Source organism: Amphritea sp., from assembly GCF_050300915.1.
In the GTDB taxonomy this organism is placed as follows: Bacteria; Pseudomonadota; Gammaproteobacteria; order Pseudomonadales; family Balneatricaceae; genus Amphritea.
Map to the genome: position 1 here is coordinate 1 of NZ_JBNKYN010000091.1, position 17,873 is coordinate 17,873.

General features: G+C 50.0%; 14 protein-coding genes and 1 pseudogene. 5 read left to right on the forward strand and 10 right to left on the reverse strand.

All coding sequences use genetic code 11. The annotated features are described in order from the left end of the window. The 8 genes and pseudogenes from ACQY8X_RS18230 to tcuA all read right to left on the reverse strand — a co-directional run. Positions 1 to 375 (reverse strand): annotated as a pseudogene (locus ACQY8X_RS18230) (universal stress protein); the annotation flags it as partial. 27 nt (positions 376 to 402) lie between these two features. Continuing rightward, the gene (locus ACQY8X_RS18235) at positions 403 to 2,400 is read right to left on the reverse strand and encodes a tripartite tricarboxylate transporter permease (RefSeq protein ID WP_428036559.1); all 1,998 of its coding nucleotides are present in this window, start codon (positions 2,398 to 2,400) and stop codon (positions 403 to 405) included. Between the two features lie 112 nt (positions 2,401 to 2,512). Then, the gene (locus ACQY8X_RS18240) at positions 2,513 to 3,625 is read right to left on the reverse strand and encodes a Bug family tripartite tricarboxylate transporter substrate binding protein (RefSeq protein ID WP_428036560.1); all 1,113 of its coding nucleotides are present in this window, start codon (positions 3,623 to 3,625) and stop codon (positions 2,513 to 2,515) included. Between the two features lie 150 nt (positions 3,626 to 3,775). Beyond that, positions 3,776 to 4,885: a 4-oxalomesaconate tautomerase gene (locus ACQY8X_RS18245; RefSeq protein ID WP_428036561.1), complete on the reverse strand. Its 1,110-nt coding sequence runs from the start codon at positions 4,883 to 4,885 to the stop codon at positions 3,776 to 3,778. Between the two features lie 484 nt (positions 4,886 to 5,369). After that, the gene (locus tag ACQY8X_RS18250) at positions 5,370 to 6,686 is read right to left on the reverse strand and encodes an OprD family outer membrane porin (protein ID WP_428036562.1); all 1,317 of its coding nucleotides are present in this window, start codon (positions 6,684 to 6,686) and stop codon (positions 5,370 to 5,372) included. A gap of 186 nt (positions 6,687 to 6,872) precedes the next feature. After that, the gene (locus tag ACQY8X_RS18255; protein WP_428036563.1) at positions 6,873 to 7,553 is read right to left on the reverse strand and encodes a GntR family transcriptional regulator; all 681 of its coding nucleotides are present in this window, start codon (positions 7,551 to 7,553) and stop codon (positions 6,873 to 6,875) included. Positions 7,554 to 7,649: 96 nt separating this feature from the next. Further along, positions 7,650 to 8,768 (reverse strand): tricarballylate utilization 4Fe-4S protein TcuB, encoded by a 1,119-nt coding sequence (gene tcuB / locus ACQY8X_RS18260; protein WP_428036564.1) that lies wholly within the window; start codon positions 8,766 to 8,768, stop codon positions 7,650 to 7,652. Beyond that, positions 8,755 to 10,149, reverse strand: a complete 1,395-nt coding sequence (tcuA, locus tag ACQY8X_RS18265) for an FAD-dependent tricarballylate dehydrogenase TcuA (RefSeq protein WP_428036565.1) — start codon at positions 10,147 to 10,149, stop codon at positions 8,755 to 8,757. Before tcuA ends, tcuB begins: the two co-directional genes overlap by 14 nt. 231 nt (positions 10,150 to 10,380) lie before the next feature. Here tcuA and ACQY8X_RS18270 point away from each other — a divergent pair, with 231 nt between their 5' ends. The 3 genes from ACQY8X_RS18270 to ACQY8X_RS18280 are packed head-to-tail and all read left to right on the forward strand — an operon-like array spanning position 10,381 to position 13,530. Further along, positions 10,381 to 11,052, forward strand: a complete 672-nt coding sequence (locus ACQY8X_RS18270) for a response regulator transcription factor (protein WP_428036566.1) — start codon at positions 10,381 to 10,383, stop codon at positions 11,050 to 11,052. After that, positions 11,045 to 12,472, forward strand: coding sequence for a sensor histidine kinase (locus tag ACQY8X_RS18275; RefSeq protein ID WP_428036567.1), 1,428 nt, complete (start codon positions 11,045 to 11,047; stop codon positions 12,470 to 12,472). Before ACQY8X_RS18270 ends, ACQY8X_RS18275 begins: the two co-directional genes overlap by 8 nt. Continuing rightward, entirely contained in the window at positions 12,469 to 13,530 is a 1,062-nt protein-coding gene (locus tag ACQY8X_RS18280) for an ABC transporter substrate-binding protein (RefSeq protein ID WP_428036568.1), read from the forward strand. The genes ACQY8X_RS18275 and ACQY8X_RS18280 overlap by 4 nt, the downstream gene beginning before the upstream one ends. Positions 13,531 to 13,536: 6 nt before the next feature. Here the strand turns inward: ACQY8X_RS18280 and ACQY8X_RS18285 are convergent, their stop codons facing one another. After that, positions 13,537 to 14,445, reverse strand: a complete 909-nt coding sequence (locus tag ACQY8X_RS18285) for a LysR family transcriptional regulator (RefSeq protein ID WP_428036569.1) — start codon at positions 14,443 to 14,445, stop codon at positions 13,537 to 13,539. A gap of 126 nt (positions 14,446 to 14,571) precedes the next feature. Here ACQY8X_RS18285 and ACQY8X_RS18290 point away from each other — a divergent pair, with 126 nt between their 5' ends. Continuing rightward, the gene (locus tag ACQY8X_RS18290) at positions 14,572 to 15,297 is read left to right on the forward strand and encodes a sulfite exporter TauE/SafE family protein (RefSeq protein ID WP_428036570.1); all 726 of its coding nucleotides are present in this window, start codon (positions 14,572 to 14,574) and stop codon (positions 15,295 to 15,297) included. A gap of 236 nt (positions 15,298 to 15,533) precedes the next feature. Further along, positions 15,534 to 16,505, forward strand: coding sequence for a D-2-hydroxyacid dehydrogenase family protein (locus ACQY8X_RS18295; protein ID WP_428036571.1), 972 nt, complete (start codon positions 15,534 to 15,536; stop codon positions 16,503 to 16,505). A 134-nt stretch (positions 16,506 to 16,639) separates the two neighbouring features. Here ACQY8X_RS18295 and ACQY8X_RS18300 read toward each other — a convergent pair. After that, positions 16,640 to 17,873, reverse strand: a 1,234-nt coding sequence (locus ACQY8X_RS18300; protein WP_428036572.1) for a TRAP transporter permease, incomplete at its 5' end; no start/stop codon positions are given.

A 17,873-nucleotide genomic window follows, 5' to 3' on the forward strand; every position in this document is an offset into this window, starting at 1 on the left:
CACCTTACCCCACTCTCCGACAAGTTCGCTGCGCAAGCCGTAGATATCACGCCAGTAGGCGCTTGATTTATCTGTGACTGAGTCATCGCTGTGAATAATATCGCGTTGTTCACAAAGCTGAATGAACATCGCTTTAAGTTCGCTCGACTCAGTATTGGAATATTTGTCAGCTATCGCTTCTAACTCATTTAAGAGTTTCTGGGGCATTGACCGGGCCACCGCATCGACGGGAATAAATTGTCGCGGGCTGACTTGCGCATGCAATACTTCCAGGTGAGCACCGAAGAAGGCTGTGACTGATAATGCACCCAGCAGTCTTTCCTGCACCTCTCCACTGCTGGAAAGCGGCATCAGTATAGATTTTACTGATAGCATAATTCTTCTCCTTATATACCTAATTGATCAGTTCAGAGGCCAGGGCATATTTACAGTTTCCTGCAACAGACCACTTGGAAGATCAAGAACCATCACATGCGCCAGTGTTGCCATAAATACAACAGCTGAGCTGCAGAGCACGAACGTACGGAGCACCGATGCGCGTGCTTTAACTAACAGGAATGCAACAAAGAAAGCGGCAATGGATATCAGGAAGCCAACAAAATAGCAGCCGACAATCAGTCCGGCTATCCAGTAGACATAGTGCAGCAGGCTGGCGATGCTCTGATCCCCCTGATAACCGGCAGCGACTTCGTTATCGAAGTTAACAGTATCGTCAACCTGATTGGTTACAAGCTTGTATAATACGATACCGCTAAGAATGAGCATTAAGCCACAGACTCCGCCGGTAAAGACGCCTCCCAGCAGCGATTGCTGGAATGCATCATAGAGGCCATAAGCAAATGTCAGGAAGATAGCACCGGCAAATAGCTTTTGCGGTCCTAAGTTCGTTGGACGCAGCGTTTTTGCCTTCGTACTGGATTCAGTGCTGGAATCATCTTTACCACTGTTTGATGCATGACGTGCAGCGAAGTAGATAGAGATGGCGGTGATTGCACCGATGATCAATACACCTGGTTTCAACAGGAATCCCAGGCCATCAAACTGCAGTGCCTGATATAAGTATGTTTCCATTCCGCTGGCCAGTACAAAGCCGATCAGAAAAGCAGGGCGTGGCCAGTCAAAGCGTTTCATTAACACACCTAAAACACCAATGCCCAATAGCGCCACCAGATCACTCAGATCACGGGTTGCCTGGAAAGCAGCGAAACAGATCACGGTAATCATGAATGGCGCCATCAACGCATAGGGAATCGTCGTTAATTTTGCGACCCATTTTGATAAAAACAAACAGGCGCCCGCCCCCACGACATTGGCGATCGCTAATGACCAGACGATGGTATAGGTTATATCCAGGTTAGATGTCACCATAGATGGCCCTGGCTCGATACCAATCAGGACCATACCGCCCAGAAATACCGCCATGCTGCCAGAGCCGGGAATGCCAAACAGAAGTGTCGGAATGAGCGCACCACCCTCTTTAGCATTATTAGAGGATTCAGGTGCGATGACACCACGTACATCGCCATTACCAAAATTATCTTTATCTTTTGTCGTTTGTACTGCATGGCCATAGGCGATCCAGTCCACCACACTCCCACCGAGACCCGGCAGAGCACCCACGATACAGCCAATAATGGCACAACGAAGGGCCAGCCAGCGGTTTTTAATCAGGTCTTTGATACCGGTAACCCATCCATGACCCAGCTCCGCCGCTTCTGAAATAGCACTGTTCTGGCGCAACAGATCAATAATCTCCGGGAGTGCAAAGATACCCAGGCCGACAACAACCAGCGGAATACCATCCATAAGATAGAAGTTTCCGAAGGTCATACGGTATTCACCCGTGGCAGGAGCACCACCAACGCTACCCAGCAGCAGACCCACACCACAAGCGCTCAGGCCCTTTACCAGACTATTACCGCCTAATACACCGACCATGCTTAACCCAAGCAAAGTCAGCATAAAGAGCTCTGCCGACCCGAAAGCTAAGATTACCGGACGGGCGATCAGGACGAATCCGGTCAGTACGACAGCACCGAACAGACCACCAAATAAAGAGGAGGCAAACGCCGCCGAGAGTGCCCGAGCGGCCTCCCCTCGTTTAGCCATGGGGAACCCATCTAACACGGTGGCTTGTGAGCCACTGGACCCTGGAATCCCCATCAACACCGACGTAAAGGTATCGGACGTTGGGATAACGGCAACTAAACCTATCAGCATCGCCAGTGCGGTGGTCGGCTCCATTCCGTATAGAAAAGGGAGTAATAAAGAAAGCCCGGCGATACCGCCAAGACCCGGAAAAATGCCGATAGCAAGTCCCAGTAATACACCACCCGCCAGATAAAGCAGATGAGTACCAGTCATGACAGTCTGTAGGGCGGTTAGGAATGCGTCTAACATGGCTCCTTACCTCATAAAAAGTGAACAACGGGCTTGGATGAGCCCGTGTCAGGGATAATTAACAGGAATAGTGTTTACCCGATGGGTTAACGTGATAAAGGCAACAACGGGCTTATAATTGCACGTTGTATCGGCTGGTCAGCCAGTCACGAACCCACTTCCGGTCGGCATCTGAGATATCAAGAGCAGCATTAAATGCTTTAACTGCTTTACCTTTTACAGCCTGAGGGTAGTCACCAAGAACCAACTCTGAGCGACTTTTGAAGTCATCTGCCTTAACGGTTTTTTCTACTGCGTCGCCCCAGGCATCAATCACCTCTTGCGGGGTTCCTTTAGGTAAGAAAATACCTTTTTGTGCTGCAAAACCTGCCGCGAAGAACGCTTTCCACACTTTAAATGCAGTTCCTTCTGGCTTTTTGCCATGGATCATCTCATAGACTTCAGCAAAGTGAGGCAGATCCGGGAAGTTTGGATCGCGTTGCAGGTTGCCATCATCATCCAAAACGCCCCAGGACATGATAGGCACGACTTTACCTTCGTCGATCAGCGGTACAACCTTTTTCAGGTAAGCTGAAGATGTTTGGTAATCAACGTTAACTTCGCCACGCTCGAAAGCCAGACGACCCGCACCACGGCCTTTCATGCCAAAAATAGCCTGTACATCAACGCCCAGAATATCCATCGCTAACAATGGCACTAAGTCGAGGGAGGTTGCCCCCTGGCTGGCGTATTTAAGCTCTTTGCCGCGAAGTGAGGTCAGCTCTGCAGCCGACTTGATACCGAGTTCAGGGCTGACATAAAACACCCCACCCGTCGGTGATGCCAGTACCGGGGTCCAGTCCTTGTAGTCATAGTTGACACGCGTATCACCTAGCAGATACGGAAACTGAGTAGAGCCCGAAGTGCCAATAATATTTAAACCGTTATGTTTGGCATTGCGCTGAAACTGATTAGCACCTTTGGTTGAGCCACCTCCGGGAATATTTTTCACCACGATAGCGGGTTTTCCCGGTAGATTTTCAGAGATCAGTGGGGCAAAAAAACGCGCCCAGGTATCTGAGCCACCCCCTTCTTTAAATGGCACAACCCACTCTACGCGTTCGCCATCAAAATCGACCGCCTGTGCGGGGTTAGCTGCCATCAGACTAGCGATGCAGGCTGCGCTGGCAGCCAGGGATTTGATTAGTTTACCTGCACTTCGCTTATTATTTCTCACAGTGTTCATTCAGGACTCCAGTAATACTTTTTATAATTAGAATAGAGATGACCTTAGAATATTTTGATTTTGGTCTTCCCATTGTTTCTACTTCAAGTTACCGCTCAAAACTGTCAGCAACCTGTCATGCTTTATTTATTTTGATGTTAAGTGTTTTCTTCAGGATGCTTTCGCTTGTGCGTAAGACCAGATGCGGCTGGGGATATACAGTTCCCCCCGGAAAAGTTTCCGGGCAGTGCGGATAAGCCCGGCCCGATTAACCTGCAAACCTTTATCAGTTTCAGCCAGGTCAAGCACAATATCGATTCTCCCACTGGGGTGCTCTACACCGATCAGAACAGGTTCACCAACGGGACGATCAGCTAAGTCGTAGGCGATGGTTCCGGGCAGCATCGCTGCCGTACTAACACAGATAGCGCCTGTGACCGCATGAGCGGCGTGACAATCTGTGGGGACAAAGTAGCGAGAACTGATGGTGCCGCCATGCTGAGGCGGTGCCATTAATGACACTTTAGGCAGGACTTTACCTGTGGCATCACCCAGCCCCATCTTTAAAGAAGCTTGTCGCCGGATAGATTCGATACGGGCCAGCAGTTCGCGATCACTATCTAACTCGGCCTTGCTTTCCCAACCACTTTTGCCAAGCGAGCGGGCAGGAATAAGCACCATGGGCGTTGCGGCATCGACGCAGCTGACCTCAACGCCATCAAAAACATCCCGTAAATTACCGGTTGGGAGCAGATGTCCCGTTTTTGTCCCAGCAACATCAAGAAAGTTAAGCACCACGGGCGCTGCCGTGCCTTCAACACCGTTTATACTGGTGTCCCCGTCATACTCAACCTTGCCATTTGGCGTTTGTACGACGACTTCGATAAATGAATCAGTATTGATATTGTGCACACGAACCAGGGTTTCGCCCTCTTCTGCTGTAACCAGCCCTGACTCAATAGCGAAAGGTGCAACACCCGCCAGCATGTTGCCACAGGAAGGTGAGCAATCTACGATTCGTTCAGTGACGGAGACCTGCGCAAACAGGTAGTCAACATCTGCATCGGGGTGCCTGGATACCGAGACGATAGCTACTTTACTGGAGAGGGTGGTGCCGCCACCAATACCGTCAATTTGTTGGGCGTTACCCGACCCCATCGCGGCAAGGAGTACTTCGTCACGTAATACTGGGTCACGCGGAAGGTCATTGGCTAAGAAGTATGGACCCCGTGATGTTCCACCTCGCATCATCGTACAGGGAATGGCTGTTTGTGCTGCCATGATTGGACTCCTCTTATGGTCGGTTGCAGGCCTGCTGCGGAATTTGTTATTAGTTTTTGAGCGATAAAAATTAGTTATTGCTAAGCACTGCAACGGTCTCAATATCGTCCTGACAATCAGGGGCTGCGCATACTTCAGACGATTCACATGCGCCTGATGCGGGTATTGAGTTATCGATAACTAATTTCAAACCTGGATGAATGGATCTTTTTATTATTTTTTGTGTCAGCATCGGTCTTCTCTTTCTCTGAAGTGGCATCTCTTAACACTGGATAAATCAGTAATCAGGAGCGTTTCAGGCGTGAAAGTGTGGTATTAAGATGGCAACTTTAACGAGCCAAGCTGTCAGCAACCTGTCATCGCTGGCGTGGCGGCTAAAATAGTGCGGTGGTTAAAAAAACGCAGTCAGAGCGGGTAGTTGAGAAGTGGGAAAGGCGGGTATTAAAAAGCAGCCGCTGAGTACGACTGCTTTTTCAGGTATCAATTAAAGATTGAAGGCGTAGGTATAATCCAGATACAGACGGACATCGGTTTCGTCGGCTTTAACACCATCCACCCGACCAACTTTATCGGAGTTGTAGTCGTGAATAACGCCGGTGAACTTCAACCCTTTTATTGCCGGAACGTTGTAGCTGACCGCGAGTTCTTTCCAGTATTCATCAGCTGAACCTAACGAAGGGTTGGCGGAGTTTTCTGCATCCCAGCCTTTTGCTGCAGCAATACTGGTCACCAGGCCTGGAGCGTAATCTTTCCAGTCGTATTTCACTTCCAGTTTCAAGACGGTTTCATTCGCATTGGTCATATCAGGCCCAATACGAGACCGGGTAGGAAAGGGGTTAGTGCCGTGATCGCCCGCAAAGTTGTCTTCTATCCAGATATCATCGGTTTTCGATACGGCGGCAGTCAGTTGCGTATTGCCTTTGCTCCATTTCGCTTCAAGGAAGGCCCCCAGGCCATCGTTACTGCTTTTAGTAACCCCTGCAATACTGCCTGCAACATCTTCATCGTCGAGATCGCCGCTTTCTGAAGCGGTAACGAACAGATCACCATTATCCGATGAACTGAATACACCGGCGGTGAACTTCAGGCTGGAATCTTCAAACCGGGTGACATAACTACCCCGTAAGCCAAGCTTACTGATGTAATCCTTAGCATTGAGGTATTCCGCGTCGACGGTGAAATCATCTTTCTTGTATTGAATCCCCATCAAGGACACATACTTGAGATCACCTTCGCCTGATTTGTCAGTTTTAAATCCGATGAAATCATTGTTGGCACGCGGTGACCACTTATTGTACACAGCGCCATACAGGTTCAGCCCTTTTACGGGGATATACTTGGCGCTGATGCCCTGAAAACTGTTAGGGACTGCGCGACTACCAGAGCTACTCAGAAACATAGACTTATGAGTCTGACGACCAATTTTAGTGCTGAAACCTTCAATCGGGGTCAGATTTATAAATGCCTGCCCTATCAAAGCGTAACCTTGCGCCTCACCATCTTTAACGGTCAGTACGTCTTCGGTAATTTTTCCGTCTGAATTAATTTCCTGGACAAAATAGGGAGAGATGCCGACACCAAACCATCCTCCATATTGAGGGGTGCTCCAGTCTGCAGTAATGGCAAGCGCTGACTGGGTTCGATCATTCGCTGGATTTTCATACTCCCGGTCAAAATAGACTAACCGGGTTTTGGTTTTCAGTTTATAGCTGTTGTCATTTTTATCGGCGGCGAGCGTTTGTCCGCTGAATATAGCGGATGCGACGGCGACAGTGAGTAATTTTGTTGTTGTTATTTTCATGAATCTACTTCCCTTAAAGGCGAGTGGTCTTAACCGTTAATAGATAAGCCTGCCGGGATAAACACTCATTTTGAGCGCTTATCCCAGTTGGCTCATGCACCATAACTGACCAACCTGTCATCAACCTGTCACAACCTTCTACGGTTGTCGGGATGGGGCGTTGAGAACAGGGATTAAGTGTTGCGCTCAGGCTGTTGGTTGATTGGATAGCTCGCCGGTCAGGATGCGGATTCTGGCCTGCTGCGCCTGGCGAATATGGTCGCGGGCGGCTTGTTCGGCAGCGACAGAATCGCCCTTCTCTATCGCTTCAAGAATTCGCTGATGTTCGGCCAGGGCCGTTTCGCTGCGCGACGGCAGTGTATAAGTCGTTGAGCCAAGGAGAGCCATCGCATCACGCAGACTATTCAGGGATTTCAGTAGATAACGGTTATGCGCTGCATGGTAGATCGCGTTATGAAACGCCCGGTTGATTTCCGCTTGTATCGCGACATTGCCGCACTGCTGTTTCTCCTGATTAAAGATCTCCCGGAGACTGTAAATCTCGGGTTCAGAGGCGTGTTTAGCGGCAAGGCTGGCTGCAGCGGCTTCCAGCACTTCCCGCATCTGATAGAGCTCTATTACCGCCTGGTAATCTAACTCAGCGACGGCCATCCCTTTATGGCCGACAAGACAGATGAGCCCTTCAGACTCCAGTCGCCGAACCGCCTCACGTACCGGTGTGCGACTAATTTTCAGCCATTCAGCCAGTTCTACTTCGCGTATCCGGCTGCCAGGCTTTAGTTCACCACTGACAATCGCATTCAGAAGTTGCTGATAGGCATGTTCAGCCCGGGATGATTGCGGATTTTTTGAGGACTGTGGAGCCATGAAGAACCTCAGAATCAAATTGAAAAGAGAGCGTTAAATGCCACAGGGGTTTCTTAGAAACCCCCTGTGGCTCAATGGTCAACGGGATCGCGACTCTTACTGCAATTGCTGTTCACGTAACAGCGCCGCTAGCCGATAGAATCCATGCACCATTTTAGAGAACGGCATTAACACAAAAAACGCTAATACTGAGCCAAGGTGAAGGGCTAACAGTTCGGGTAGCCAGGCGCTGGCAGCCCAAACATAAAGCGCTAATCCTGAAGTGCTGACCAAAAATAGCAAAATGATAAAGCCCATCTCGCCACCCCAGACACGGCGATCAGCCAAGTCCCGGTCGGCTTGCAACTTTAAGACGCCCAGTCCCAGTGTTCCGATACTGAGCAGTACACCACCCGAAACGCCTAGCATTTTAGGGAGAGAGAAGAGAGTGTACGGTGCCTGCATATCAAACAGGTAGTGCATCAGCGTGCCTACAGAGGTTGCAGCGAAGCAGAGCAAAAAGCCAATCATGGTTGCCTGATGATACCAGCGACGGGCATTGGAGAAGCGGTCTTCATCTTCGAAATTACACCCCTCCCCGCTGCCACCGGCAAGGTTACGCATCTTCGCAGCACTCGCTAATGCCGCTTTGATATGACTCAGCTGCAACTGAGTGCCGCCCACGCTGCGCCAGTAGCGCCGCACGCTGATGGCAATGGCCAACACCGGAAGTAAGAAAGCAGGGATAAAAATGGCAATCATGGCGTTATGAGAAAGCTGGCTATAAAAGCCTTCACCGGTGTTTGCGTTCATACTTTGAGGCAGCTGATTGATCAGCCATAGCAACAACGCAAACCCAATAACAACGGCAACAGCGAGAGCCGCACCACTACGGTGAAATGCTCTGGCCATGAATCCAGGCATAGCATTGTCTTGCCAGCTGTTCTGACGAACTTCGGCCAGCACTTTAGGTATGTTAATACCAAACTCATGCGGTGCCGTGTACTGGCATGCGTAGTGGCAACCCCGGCAGTTGTGGCAGAGATTAGCCAGCTGGGTAATCGTCGCCTCTGAGAAGGTCCGCTCGCGATTCACGGCAGGAAAGACCGAGCAGAAACTCTCACAGTAACGACAGGCGTTACAGACTTCCAGTTGTCGCCGGGCTTCACTCAGTGAAGCGTCAGTGGTGTGTACCGCTTCGTTTGGGTCGATATTGACGACATTAATGCTTTGCATAGTTTGCTGCCTCCTTTCCGGCAATACGACCAAAAACGGTACCGATAGTCATGCCAAAGCCCGCCAGATAACCCTGACCCAGTATTGAACCAGCCATAGTCTCTCCAGCAGCCCACAGGTTTTCGATGGGGCCTTCGGCGCTCTGCACCTGGGCGGTTTCATCCACCTTTAAGCCTAAGTAAGTGAAAGTTACGCCTGTACGCAGGCTGTAACCGTAATATGGTGGGGTATCAATCGGTCTGGCCCAGTTAGTTTTAGCCGGTGAGATACCATCAGTGGCAAGACCATCAAGTTCTGTTGGGTGGAACTTACCCGGGCGACACGCGGCATTGAACTCCTCAATGGTGTTCTGTAATGCCTCAGGGGGTAAGGTAAGCTTTTCAGCCAGCTCTTCAATACTGTCAGCCTTGATCGGCGGGAATACCGACGGCATAAACAGCTCCAGCGACTTTGCATCGATGATGACATAGCCAACCTGTTCAGGCTGGGCTGCGACTAACCGGCCCCAAATGGCATACCGCTTTGGCCACACATCCTCGCCTTCATCATAAAAGCGCTGAGCCGCATTATTAACGACCACCGAAAAGGGCACACAGTCCAGCCGGGTAACGATGCCGCCATCAAACTTTGGCGCACGGCCATCGATAGCAACGGCATGGCACTGGGTTGGATCACCAACAGACTCCGCGCCCTGATCCAACAAATCACGTAACACGACACCTTTATTGTATGGCGTTCCGCGAATCAGAAAGTTTTTCGCCGCCGGCCCCCAGGCACTGGCTAACCAGTCGAGGTCGGCCTGAAAACCGCCGGATGCGACGATAATCGCCTTAGGTGTTAAGCGATGAGACTGCTCCTGGTGGGTGAACTCTACGGCCTCAATACGGTTGCCACTGCGCTCAAGGTGAGTCACCTGAGCTTCGTACATGACCTCAATCCCCAATTTAGCAGCAGTGCGATAATAGGCGTTGACCAGCGCTTTACCACCGCCCATGAAAAAAGCATTGGTGCGGGAAAGGGACAAGGTGCCAGAGAGTGAAGGCTGAAAACGTACGCCATGCGCCTGCATCCAGGCATAACTCTCTTCAGTACCACGGATAGCCACTCTGGCCAGCTTTTCGTCGGTCTTCCCTTTGGTCACTTTAAGAAGGTCTTCAAAGTACTCCTCTTCTGTATAGCTGTCCGTCAATACAGCTAACGGTTTCTCGTGCATACAACGAAAATTACGCGTATGACGAGAGTTTCCACCACGATAGGGTTTGGGGGCTCCCTCTAATATTAAGACCTTACTGCCATGTTCTGCCGCAGTAATGGCAGCGCATAATGCGGCGTTTCCACCGCCGATGACGACCAGATCATAGATTTTGGCTTGCTGGATCATTATTTAGCCCGCTCCAAATTGCATACATATGAATACATCTGGGTACATATTAGAGCGTCAAGCTGTCACCAACCTGTCACGATGACTGAGTGAAGTGATATGAATAATGAGAGTGGCAGAATTAAAAATTATTCCTTCATTTTTCGTGGGCTAGACTGATAGGATGAAATCAACATACTAATAAAAAGATCGCAAACTGCTGTTTGTGAAGTATTTCTGTGGCAAAAAATTATGCGAATTCTAATAGTTGAAGACGATGAGATTCTTGGTGAGGCCATTAGCCAGCGGGCGACTAAGCAGGGCCATGGTGCTGACCTGGTTACAACAGGCACGAAAGCCAATGAAATTCTTAAACATCAGTCTTATGACCTGGTTATTCTGGATCTCAACCTGCCTGGACTGAACGGTGATCAGGTACTGGAAAAGCTACGTAGTCGCCATACAAAAACCCCCGTACTCATCCTCACCGCTCGTGACCAGATAGAAGACCGGATCCAGTTGCTGGATCTCGGTGCAGATGATTATCTGGCGAAACCTTTTGACTTTGGTGAGCTTGAGGCGCGCTGCAGAGCGATACTTCGACGCCATCAGGGACAATCTCTGGACACCATTAACTATGGCAATCTTGAGCTGGATCGCCGTGCCTGTACTGTGAAAATTGACGCTGAGCTGATTGAGATGAAGCAGCGGGAATTTCGTTTGCTGGAGGTTTTTCTCAGTCACACCGGGCGTGTATTAAGTAAAGAAGAGTTACTGGATCATCTCTACGGTTTCGACGAATCTCCCAGCCCCAACGCGATTGAAACCTATGTAGCGCGCCTGCGCAAAAAACTACAGCATAGCTCCGTCGATATTCGGACGCTGCGCGGCCTGGGATATCTGCTGGATCGGGAAAATGGTTAACTATCCCTCCCAGTCTATTCGCAGTCAGCTAACCGTGATGACCGTCTGTTTACTGCTCATACTGGCAGCGCTGAGTTACTGGTCGGCTCATATGTATGGCAACAGAGCAGCCAGACTCTCTTATGACAGGTTGATGGCGGGGGCGGCGCTGCAGGTGGCAGAAAGCATTGGCATTCAGGATGGAGAGGTGATCGCTGATTTGCCGCAGGCAGCCTTCGAAACCCTGTCGCTGGCACCTGATGACCGGGTCTTTTACGCGATCACTACTGCTGATGGCGACCATATTACAGGCTACCAGGGACTCCCTCAACTCAACCCGAACTCTGGGAAAATCATGCGGTTGGATGGACGGAACGAGCTATCCCCACAGTTCTTTGATGCTGATTACAGTAATGAACCGGTACGCTTTGTTGTTGTGAAGCGGGTACTGAATGATGTGGGTATTACGCTGGAAGTACAGATACAGATTGGTCAGACGCGGAGGGCCAGCAATGCATTATCGGCAGATATTAGCTGGCGCGTATTGCAGTTTGTCGCGTTCTTTTCCGTGCTCGCACTGGTGCTGATTTTATTTGGTATCTGGATGCTGTTAAGGCCGCTGAATCAGTTAAATATCGCGCTCAGCGAACGCTCCCATGTGGATCTCAGCCCTCTGGATCTTCAGGTACCGCAAGAGGTAGAACCGTTATTAAAGACGATTAATCATTTTATGGAGCAATTAGCCGCGACGCTGGACCGTTTGAAGCGCTTTACCGGCGAGGCGGCCCACCAGATCAGAACACCGCTCGCAGGCCTGAAGTCACAAGCGCAAAATGCCCTGGAAGAGCATGATCCGCAACTACGCGAGCAGCAATTAAAACGTGTCGTCGAGTGCAGTGACCTGCTCTCTGGCACGGTCAGACAGATGTTGAATCAGGCAAAACTGACCTACCGGTTTCAGAGCGAACTGTTCAATTCAGTACGCCTGGATAGCCTGGTTAAAGAGGTTTGTCGTGATGTTGCGGTGGCCGCTTTGCACAACGATGTCGAGGTTGTGTACCTCAGTGCGGTGGAGATTTGTGTTGATGGTGATGAGTTTGCATTAAAGCAGATGATACAAAATATCTTAGAAAACGCGATTAAATACAGCCCAAACGGAGGGGTAGTCGAGGTGGACCTGGTTGCCAGTGCCGCACCTAAAGGGAAGGTCAGTGCTGTGCTTCAGGTGAGCGATAGCGGGCCGGGCATCCCGGAAGATGAGCGGTCACATGTTTTCAAACAATTTTATCGTAGCCCGAATAATAAGCGCCCGGGTAGTGGGCTGGGGCTTTCTATAGCCCGGGAAGTCGCTGAACATCATCAGGCGATACTAGAGCTGAAAGACAACCAGCCGCATGGCCTGATAGTGGAGATCTGCTTTGAAGGGAGACTGGTGAAATGATACGGCAAGCGATACTGGCAATATGGCTAATGATCTGCAATGTTCCGCTGCAGGCAGAAACACTCTATGATCTTCCTGCACCGGAGCAACCTGAATCCCAACTAATAATCTACGGGGCTGCAGATTATCCCGCCATTGCAACGGTGTTGCAGCAGTTCCAAAAAAAATACCCCCGTATCACTATTCACTATTCTGAGTTTAATACCCGGGTGTTGTATCAGCGTTTTCTTGAGGAACAGCCGCGCCGGGCCGATCTGGTGTTGAGTTCCGCGATGGATCTTCAAATTAAGCTGGTTAACGACGGTCATGCTCAGCCTCATCACTCGTTGGAAACAGAACGGCTGCCTCGCTGGGCAAACTGGCGTAATGAGATTTTTGGTTTTACCTATGAACCCGCGGTGATTGCCATCAATAGTGACTTTATAAAGGGTGAGAACCTACCCCGTAGCCGCTCAGAATTGCTGAGTTTAATCCGGCGCAAGAGCGATCAGGTAAAAGGCCGGATAGGCACATTTGATATCGAGCGGGTTGGCGTTGGCTACCTGACCTGGGCCAATGATCGCCAACAATCGGGTAGCTACGGGCGAATGCTTGAGTCCTTTGGCACCCACCAGGCGAGGCGTTTTCCGAGTAGTTCGTCGATGCTCAAGGCGCTTGCCAATGGTGAAATTGTCATCGCTTACAATCTGATGGGCTCCTATGCGCTCGCCGCAGCCAAGCAAAACCCCGTGATTAAGGTCATCATGCCCGAAGATTACACGGCGCTGGTGATGCGCAGTGCGTTTATTCCCAGGCAGGCCCACAACGTACAGAACGCGCGTCTGTTTCTCAACTATCTGCTCTCGCTTGAAGGGCAGCAACTGCTGTCAGACAGCGCCAGTTTATTTCCCATTCGTGATGATGTCACTGGCCTGCAAACCGCCCATACCCTGCTCAGTTCATCTCAAAGTCGGTTTCAGCCGATTCCACTGGGACTCGCTCTATTGGTGCATACCGATAGGGCGAAGCGTCGCCTGATTCTGGATGAGTGGGACGCGGCCATGAAATCGGTCGATTAGGCTCACTTATCGCTCTCTGCTAGCAATCATCTCATCCCAGAAATGGCTGGCCAGTTGACTCAGGGGATGTTGCTGCAGCCGGATCAGATAGATAGGCACCTCGCTGCACGAAGCAAAATTCTCTACCTGTAACGGAATAAGTGCCCCGCTTGCCAGTTCTGCTTCAATCATATGTAAAGGAATACGCGCCCACCCCATATCAGCCAGCAGTAGTGCTTTCTTAACCTGATAATCTTTAACATACCAACGCCGTCCACCGGAGATGATATTGATATTATCGATCGGTGACTGAGAGCCGGTGTCTGCCACTAAAATATGCGGAACATGGCGCAGCACCTGCTGCGCAATGACCCCCGAGGTGTTGCTCCTATTGGCTTTTAACAGACAGGCGTTAATACAAGCGGGAGTGGCGACAGTAATCATCGATACCTTTCCGATATCCACAAATTCAAAGCGTTCATCCAGCCCGGTATGAGGGCCAATGGCCACATCAGCCTTATCCAGATGCAGTTGTTCGAGAATACCCGAGAGATGTTCAGTGCTGATACTCAGTTGTAAATCCGGATGCCTGTCACAGAATTGTTTGATCGTGTTAAGGCCCGGGGGTATGGCACACATGGCACTCAGAGAGATCGACAGACGGGGTGCCGCACCTTTGGACAATTGATGCCCAAGGGATTCCAGTTCCGCCACATGATTCAGTAGTCGTTTTGCCTCCTTATAGAAGGATTTTCCTTCAGCGGTCAGGGTCGGTCTGTAGGCATCCCGGCTTAATAAACTGATCCCAAACTGTGCTTCCAGTGCCTTCACCGCCGCACTGATAGTCGGCTGGGTTTTGAACAGGTGAGAGGCCGCCGCGCGAAAGCTACCCTGCTCTACCACGCTGACAAAGGCTCGCAGTTGATCACTCTTCATGAACGTAAAAACCTATCATTATGATAACTATATGTAGTTATCATGTTTTCGTCTTTAGCGCTACTCTAGCCGCTCTTTCACGATTGAGTACCCCTCCATTTTCTTAAGAGCGTAAGGAGCAAATTGTTGGACAGTGCCACTCTCGTCTTATTGGGCGCAGGATTAATTACCGGTTTTTCTAAATTTTCAGTTGGCGGCATGGGCATGCTGATCCTGCCGCTACTGATGGTCACGCACTCCGGCCCTGAAGCACTGGGAATCATGGTGCCGATGTACATTGTGACGGATCTGGTCGTCATCTCGCTATATAGCAAGCAGGTGAACTGGGGGGTGCTGTTACGCTTGCTCCCCCTGCAGCTGTTGGGCATGATCCTGGGGAGCTGGCTGTTAGCCGATATGAGCGCCTCGGTGTTTTCCTGGCTTATTGGCAGCATCATTATCGGCATGGTGTCTTTAAGCTGGTGGCTGGAACATCATGATGCTGCATTTATGCGCAAACCCGCGATGGCTTCCTGCGTGGGTCTGGTGACCGGCGTCATCAGCATGACTGCCAGCGCGGCTGGGCCTTTAATGAGTCTTTATATGCTGGAGCAGAAGCTCACAAGAACGGCCTACATCAGTACCCGTGCATTTTTCTTCTTGCTTATTGATCTGGCAAAAATCCCCATGTTGCTAAGCTTAGGGTACCTGAACATGGAAACCACCCTGACGGGTATCAAGGCTTTACCAGCGGTTGCTGTCGGTGCCTTTATCGGGTTCTGGCTGTTACGTTCGTTAAAGTTAACACAGTTTAAATGGATCATCAGGGGAATGGCTGCAGTCGCAGCAATCAAGCTGTTTATGTTCAGTTAACGCCCCTCTGTGTTCGGTGGGTGATCCCGGTATGATCATGCAGATCAAAGCGAGACACAGCAAACGTTGCTACAACAAAACAACATGACAATATTCAGCATTGGTGTAACCGGGGATGCACATCTGTTTCATCATCATTCCCCCATCGCTTACTCGAACAATAAGGCTGTGCTATATGTTATGTGCTATGCACGATGCCTGATTCTACGGTTTCGTCAGATAAAAAGGAGAGCTTCATGAAAATTGCCGTTTTAGATGATTATCAGGATGTTGTTAAAACCCTGGATTGTTTCAAAATCCTCAATGGACATGAGGTTCACGTGTTTAATGAAACCTGGACCGATGCTGAAGCGCTAGCTCAGAAACTGTTTGATTTTGAAGCCCTGGTGTTAATTCGGGAGCGCACTCAAATCACCGAAGAGCTGTTGTCAAAACTGCCAAATCTCAGGCTTATCAGTCAAACCGGTAAAGTCAGTAACCACCTGGATCCAGCCTTGTGCCAGCAATATGGTGTCGCTGTCGTTGAAGGGGTTGGCTCTCCCATCGCGCCAGCTGAACTATGCTGGGCGCTGATCATGGCGGCTTCGCGCAATATCCCAGAATATGTTGCAAACCTATCACGTTCTCAGTGGCAGGATTCAGGAGTACTCGGGTTAGGCCGGACATTAAATGGCTTAACGATAGGCATTTGGGGGTATGGGAAAATTGGTAAACGCATCGCCCAATATGCAACCGTATTTGGTATGTCTGTACTTGTCTGGGGCAGTGAGGCTTCCAGAAAACTGGCCGAAGAAGATGGCTTTGCGGCGGCCTCCACCAAACTGGATTTTTTTAGTCGTGCTGACATCGTATCTCTTCATTTGAGGTTAAATGAGGCGACAAAGCACTGTGTAACCAAAGCTGATCTGGCTTGCATGAAGTCAGACTCACTCTTTGTTAATACCAGCCGGGCTGAGTTAGTTGGACCCGGTGCGCTGTATAGCGAAATGAAAGAGAAACAAACAAAACGTGCTGCACTAGATGTATTTTTGGTTGAACCCGCCAATCAAACCAGTGAAGCACTGCTGTCATTGCCAAATGTACTTTGCTCTCCCCATCTTGGTTATGTAGAAAAAGGCAGTTATGAGCTCTATTTTAAAGTCGCATTTGAAAACGTTCTGGATTTTATAGAAGGAAACAATCCGGGTTTGATACCACAAGGGAGCTGAATGAGAGATCTTAATAAAAGCCCCGAAACGCCCCCCAAATTCCTGTCTGCAAAAATGAGCTATTGGGTCGTTAGTCATGATAAAAGAAAAGGGTGATGCACGGTGCGTAACACCACCCTTTTTGAACAGACGCGCTATAAACTTAAGGCTTTAAACTGGGCTCGCTTATGCGCAACACAATGATAAACGATATAAACCGTCCCGGCAGAAATTGCGGCTATCCACAGCAGTGATCCTGTCGAAAAGATCATCGCTGTCGCACCGGCTATTAGCATTATGGTGCGTTCGAAAACGTTCATCGGTTTGTTCAGATACCCGGTCAGGCCGATCGCCCAGATGATAGTCGAGAATATTAAGCCCACACCGGCAATCATGATCTCCGTTATCGTCCCATGAAACAGTAATGCCTGATCACTGACAAACGCAAAGGGGATCAGAAAGGCCACGGCACACATCTTAAACGCCACGAAACTCGTTTTCATCGCATCGGTCTTAGCCACACCCGCGGCGGCAAATGATGCCAGAGACACCGGTGGCGTTACCATTGATAAAACACAGAAGTACATGACAAAGAAATGCGCCTGAATTGGCTCCAGGCCCAGTGTTTTCAATGCCGGAACATAAAGAATGGCACCAATAATATAGGCGGCAACCGTCGGCAGTCCCATGCCCATAATAATGCAGCCAATCACGACCAGGATCAGTGAGATCGCATAGGAACCATCACCTACCGATATGAGTCCGGATGCGAATTTCAGCGCCAGATTTGACTGAATCGCAACGGATATCACTATACCGATAGCGGCAATTGGGACGGCAATCACGGCTGCCTGATATCCTGAATCGGTGACCATTTTAGGCAGATCAGACAGCTTATAGTGCGTTCTCTTTGTCAGGAATGGGGCAAATAAGCAGGTCAGCGTTGCCCATAATACAGCCACCTGGGCAGACAGGCCTATGACCAACCCAACGATCAGGACTATCGGCGGTAGCAGCATATGTATGCGTGGCAGGATAGGCGCCACCTCTTTCAGATCCTGATCGGTCAGCGTTCCGGCACTGGTTTTCTTTGCGTACAGGTGGGCAAAGATAAACAGCGAGAAATAGAACGCAAGGGCGGGGAAAATACCGGCTAACGCGACGTCACCATAGGGAATAACCAAGAGTTCAGCCATAACAAACGCCGCAATTCCCATGATTGGAGGCATTAACTGACCTCCGGTCGAGGCGATGGCTTCAAATGCGGCAGCCATTTCTGGTTTGATACCGGTTTTTCTCATCAACGGAATAGTAAATACGCCGGTTGACGTCACATTGGCTACCGCGCTTCCGGATATTGTGCCCATCAGGCTGGAACCGATGATTGCC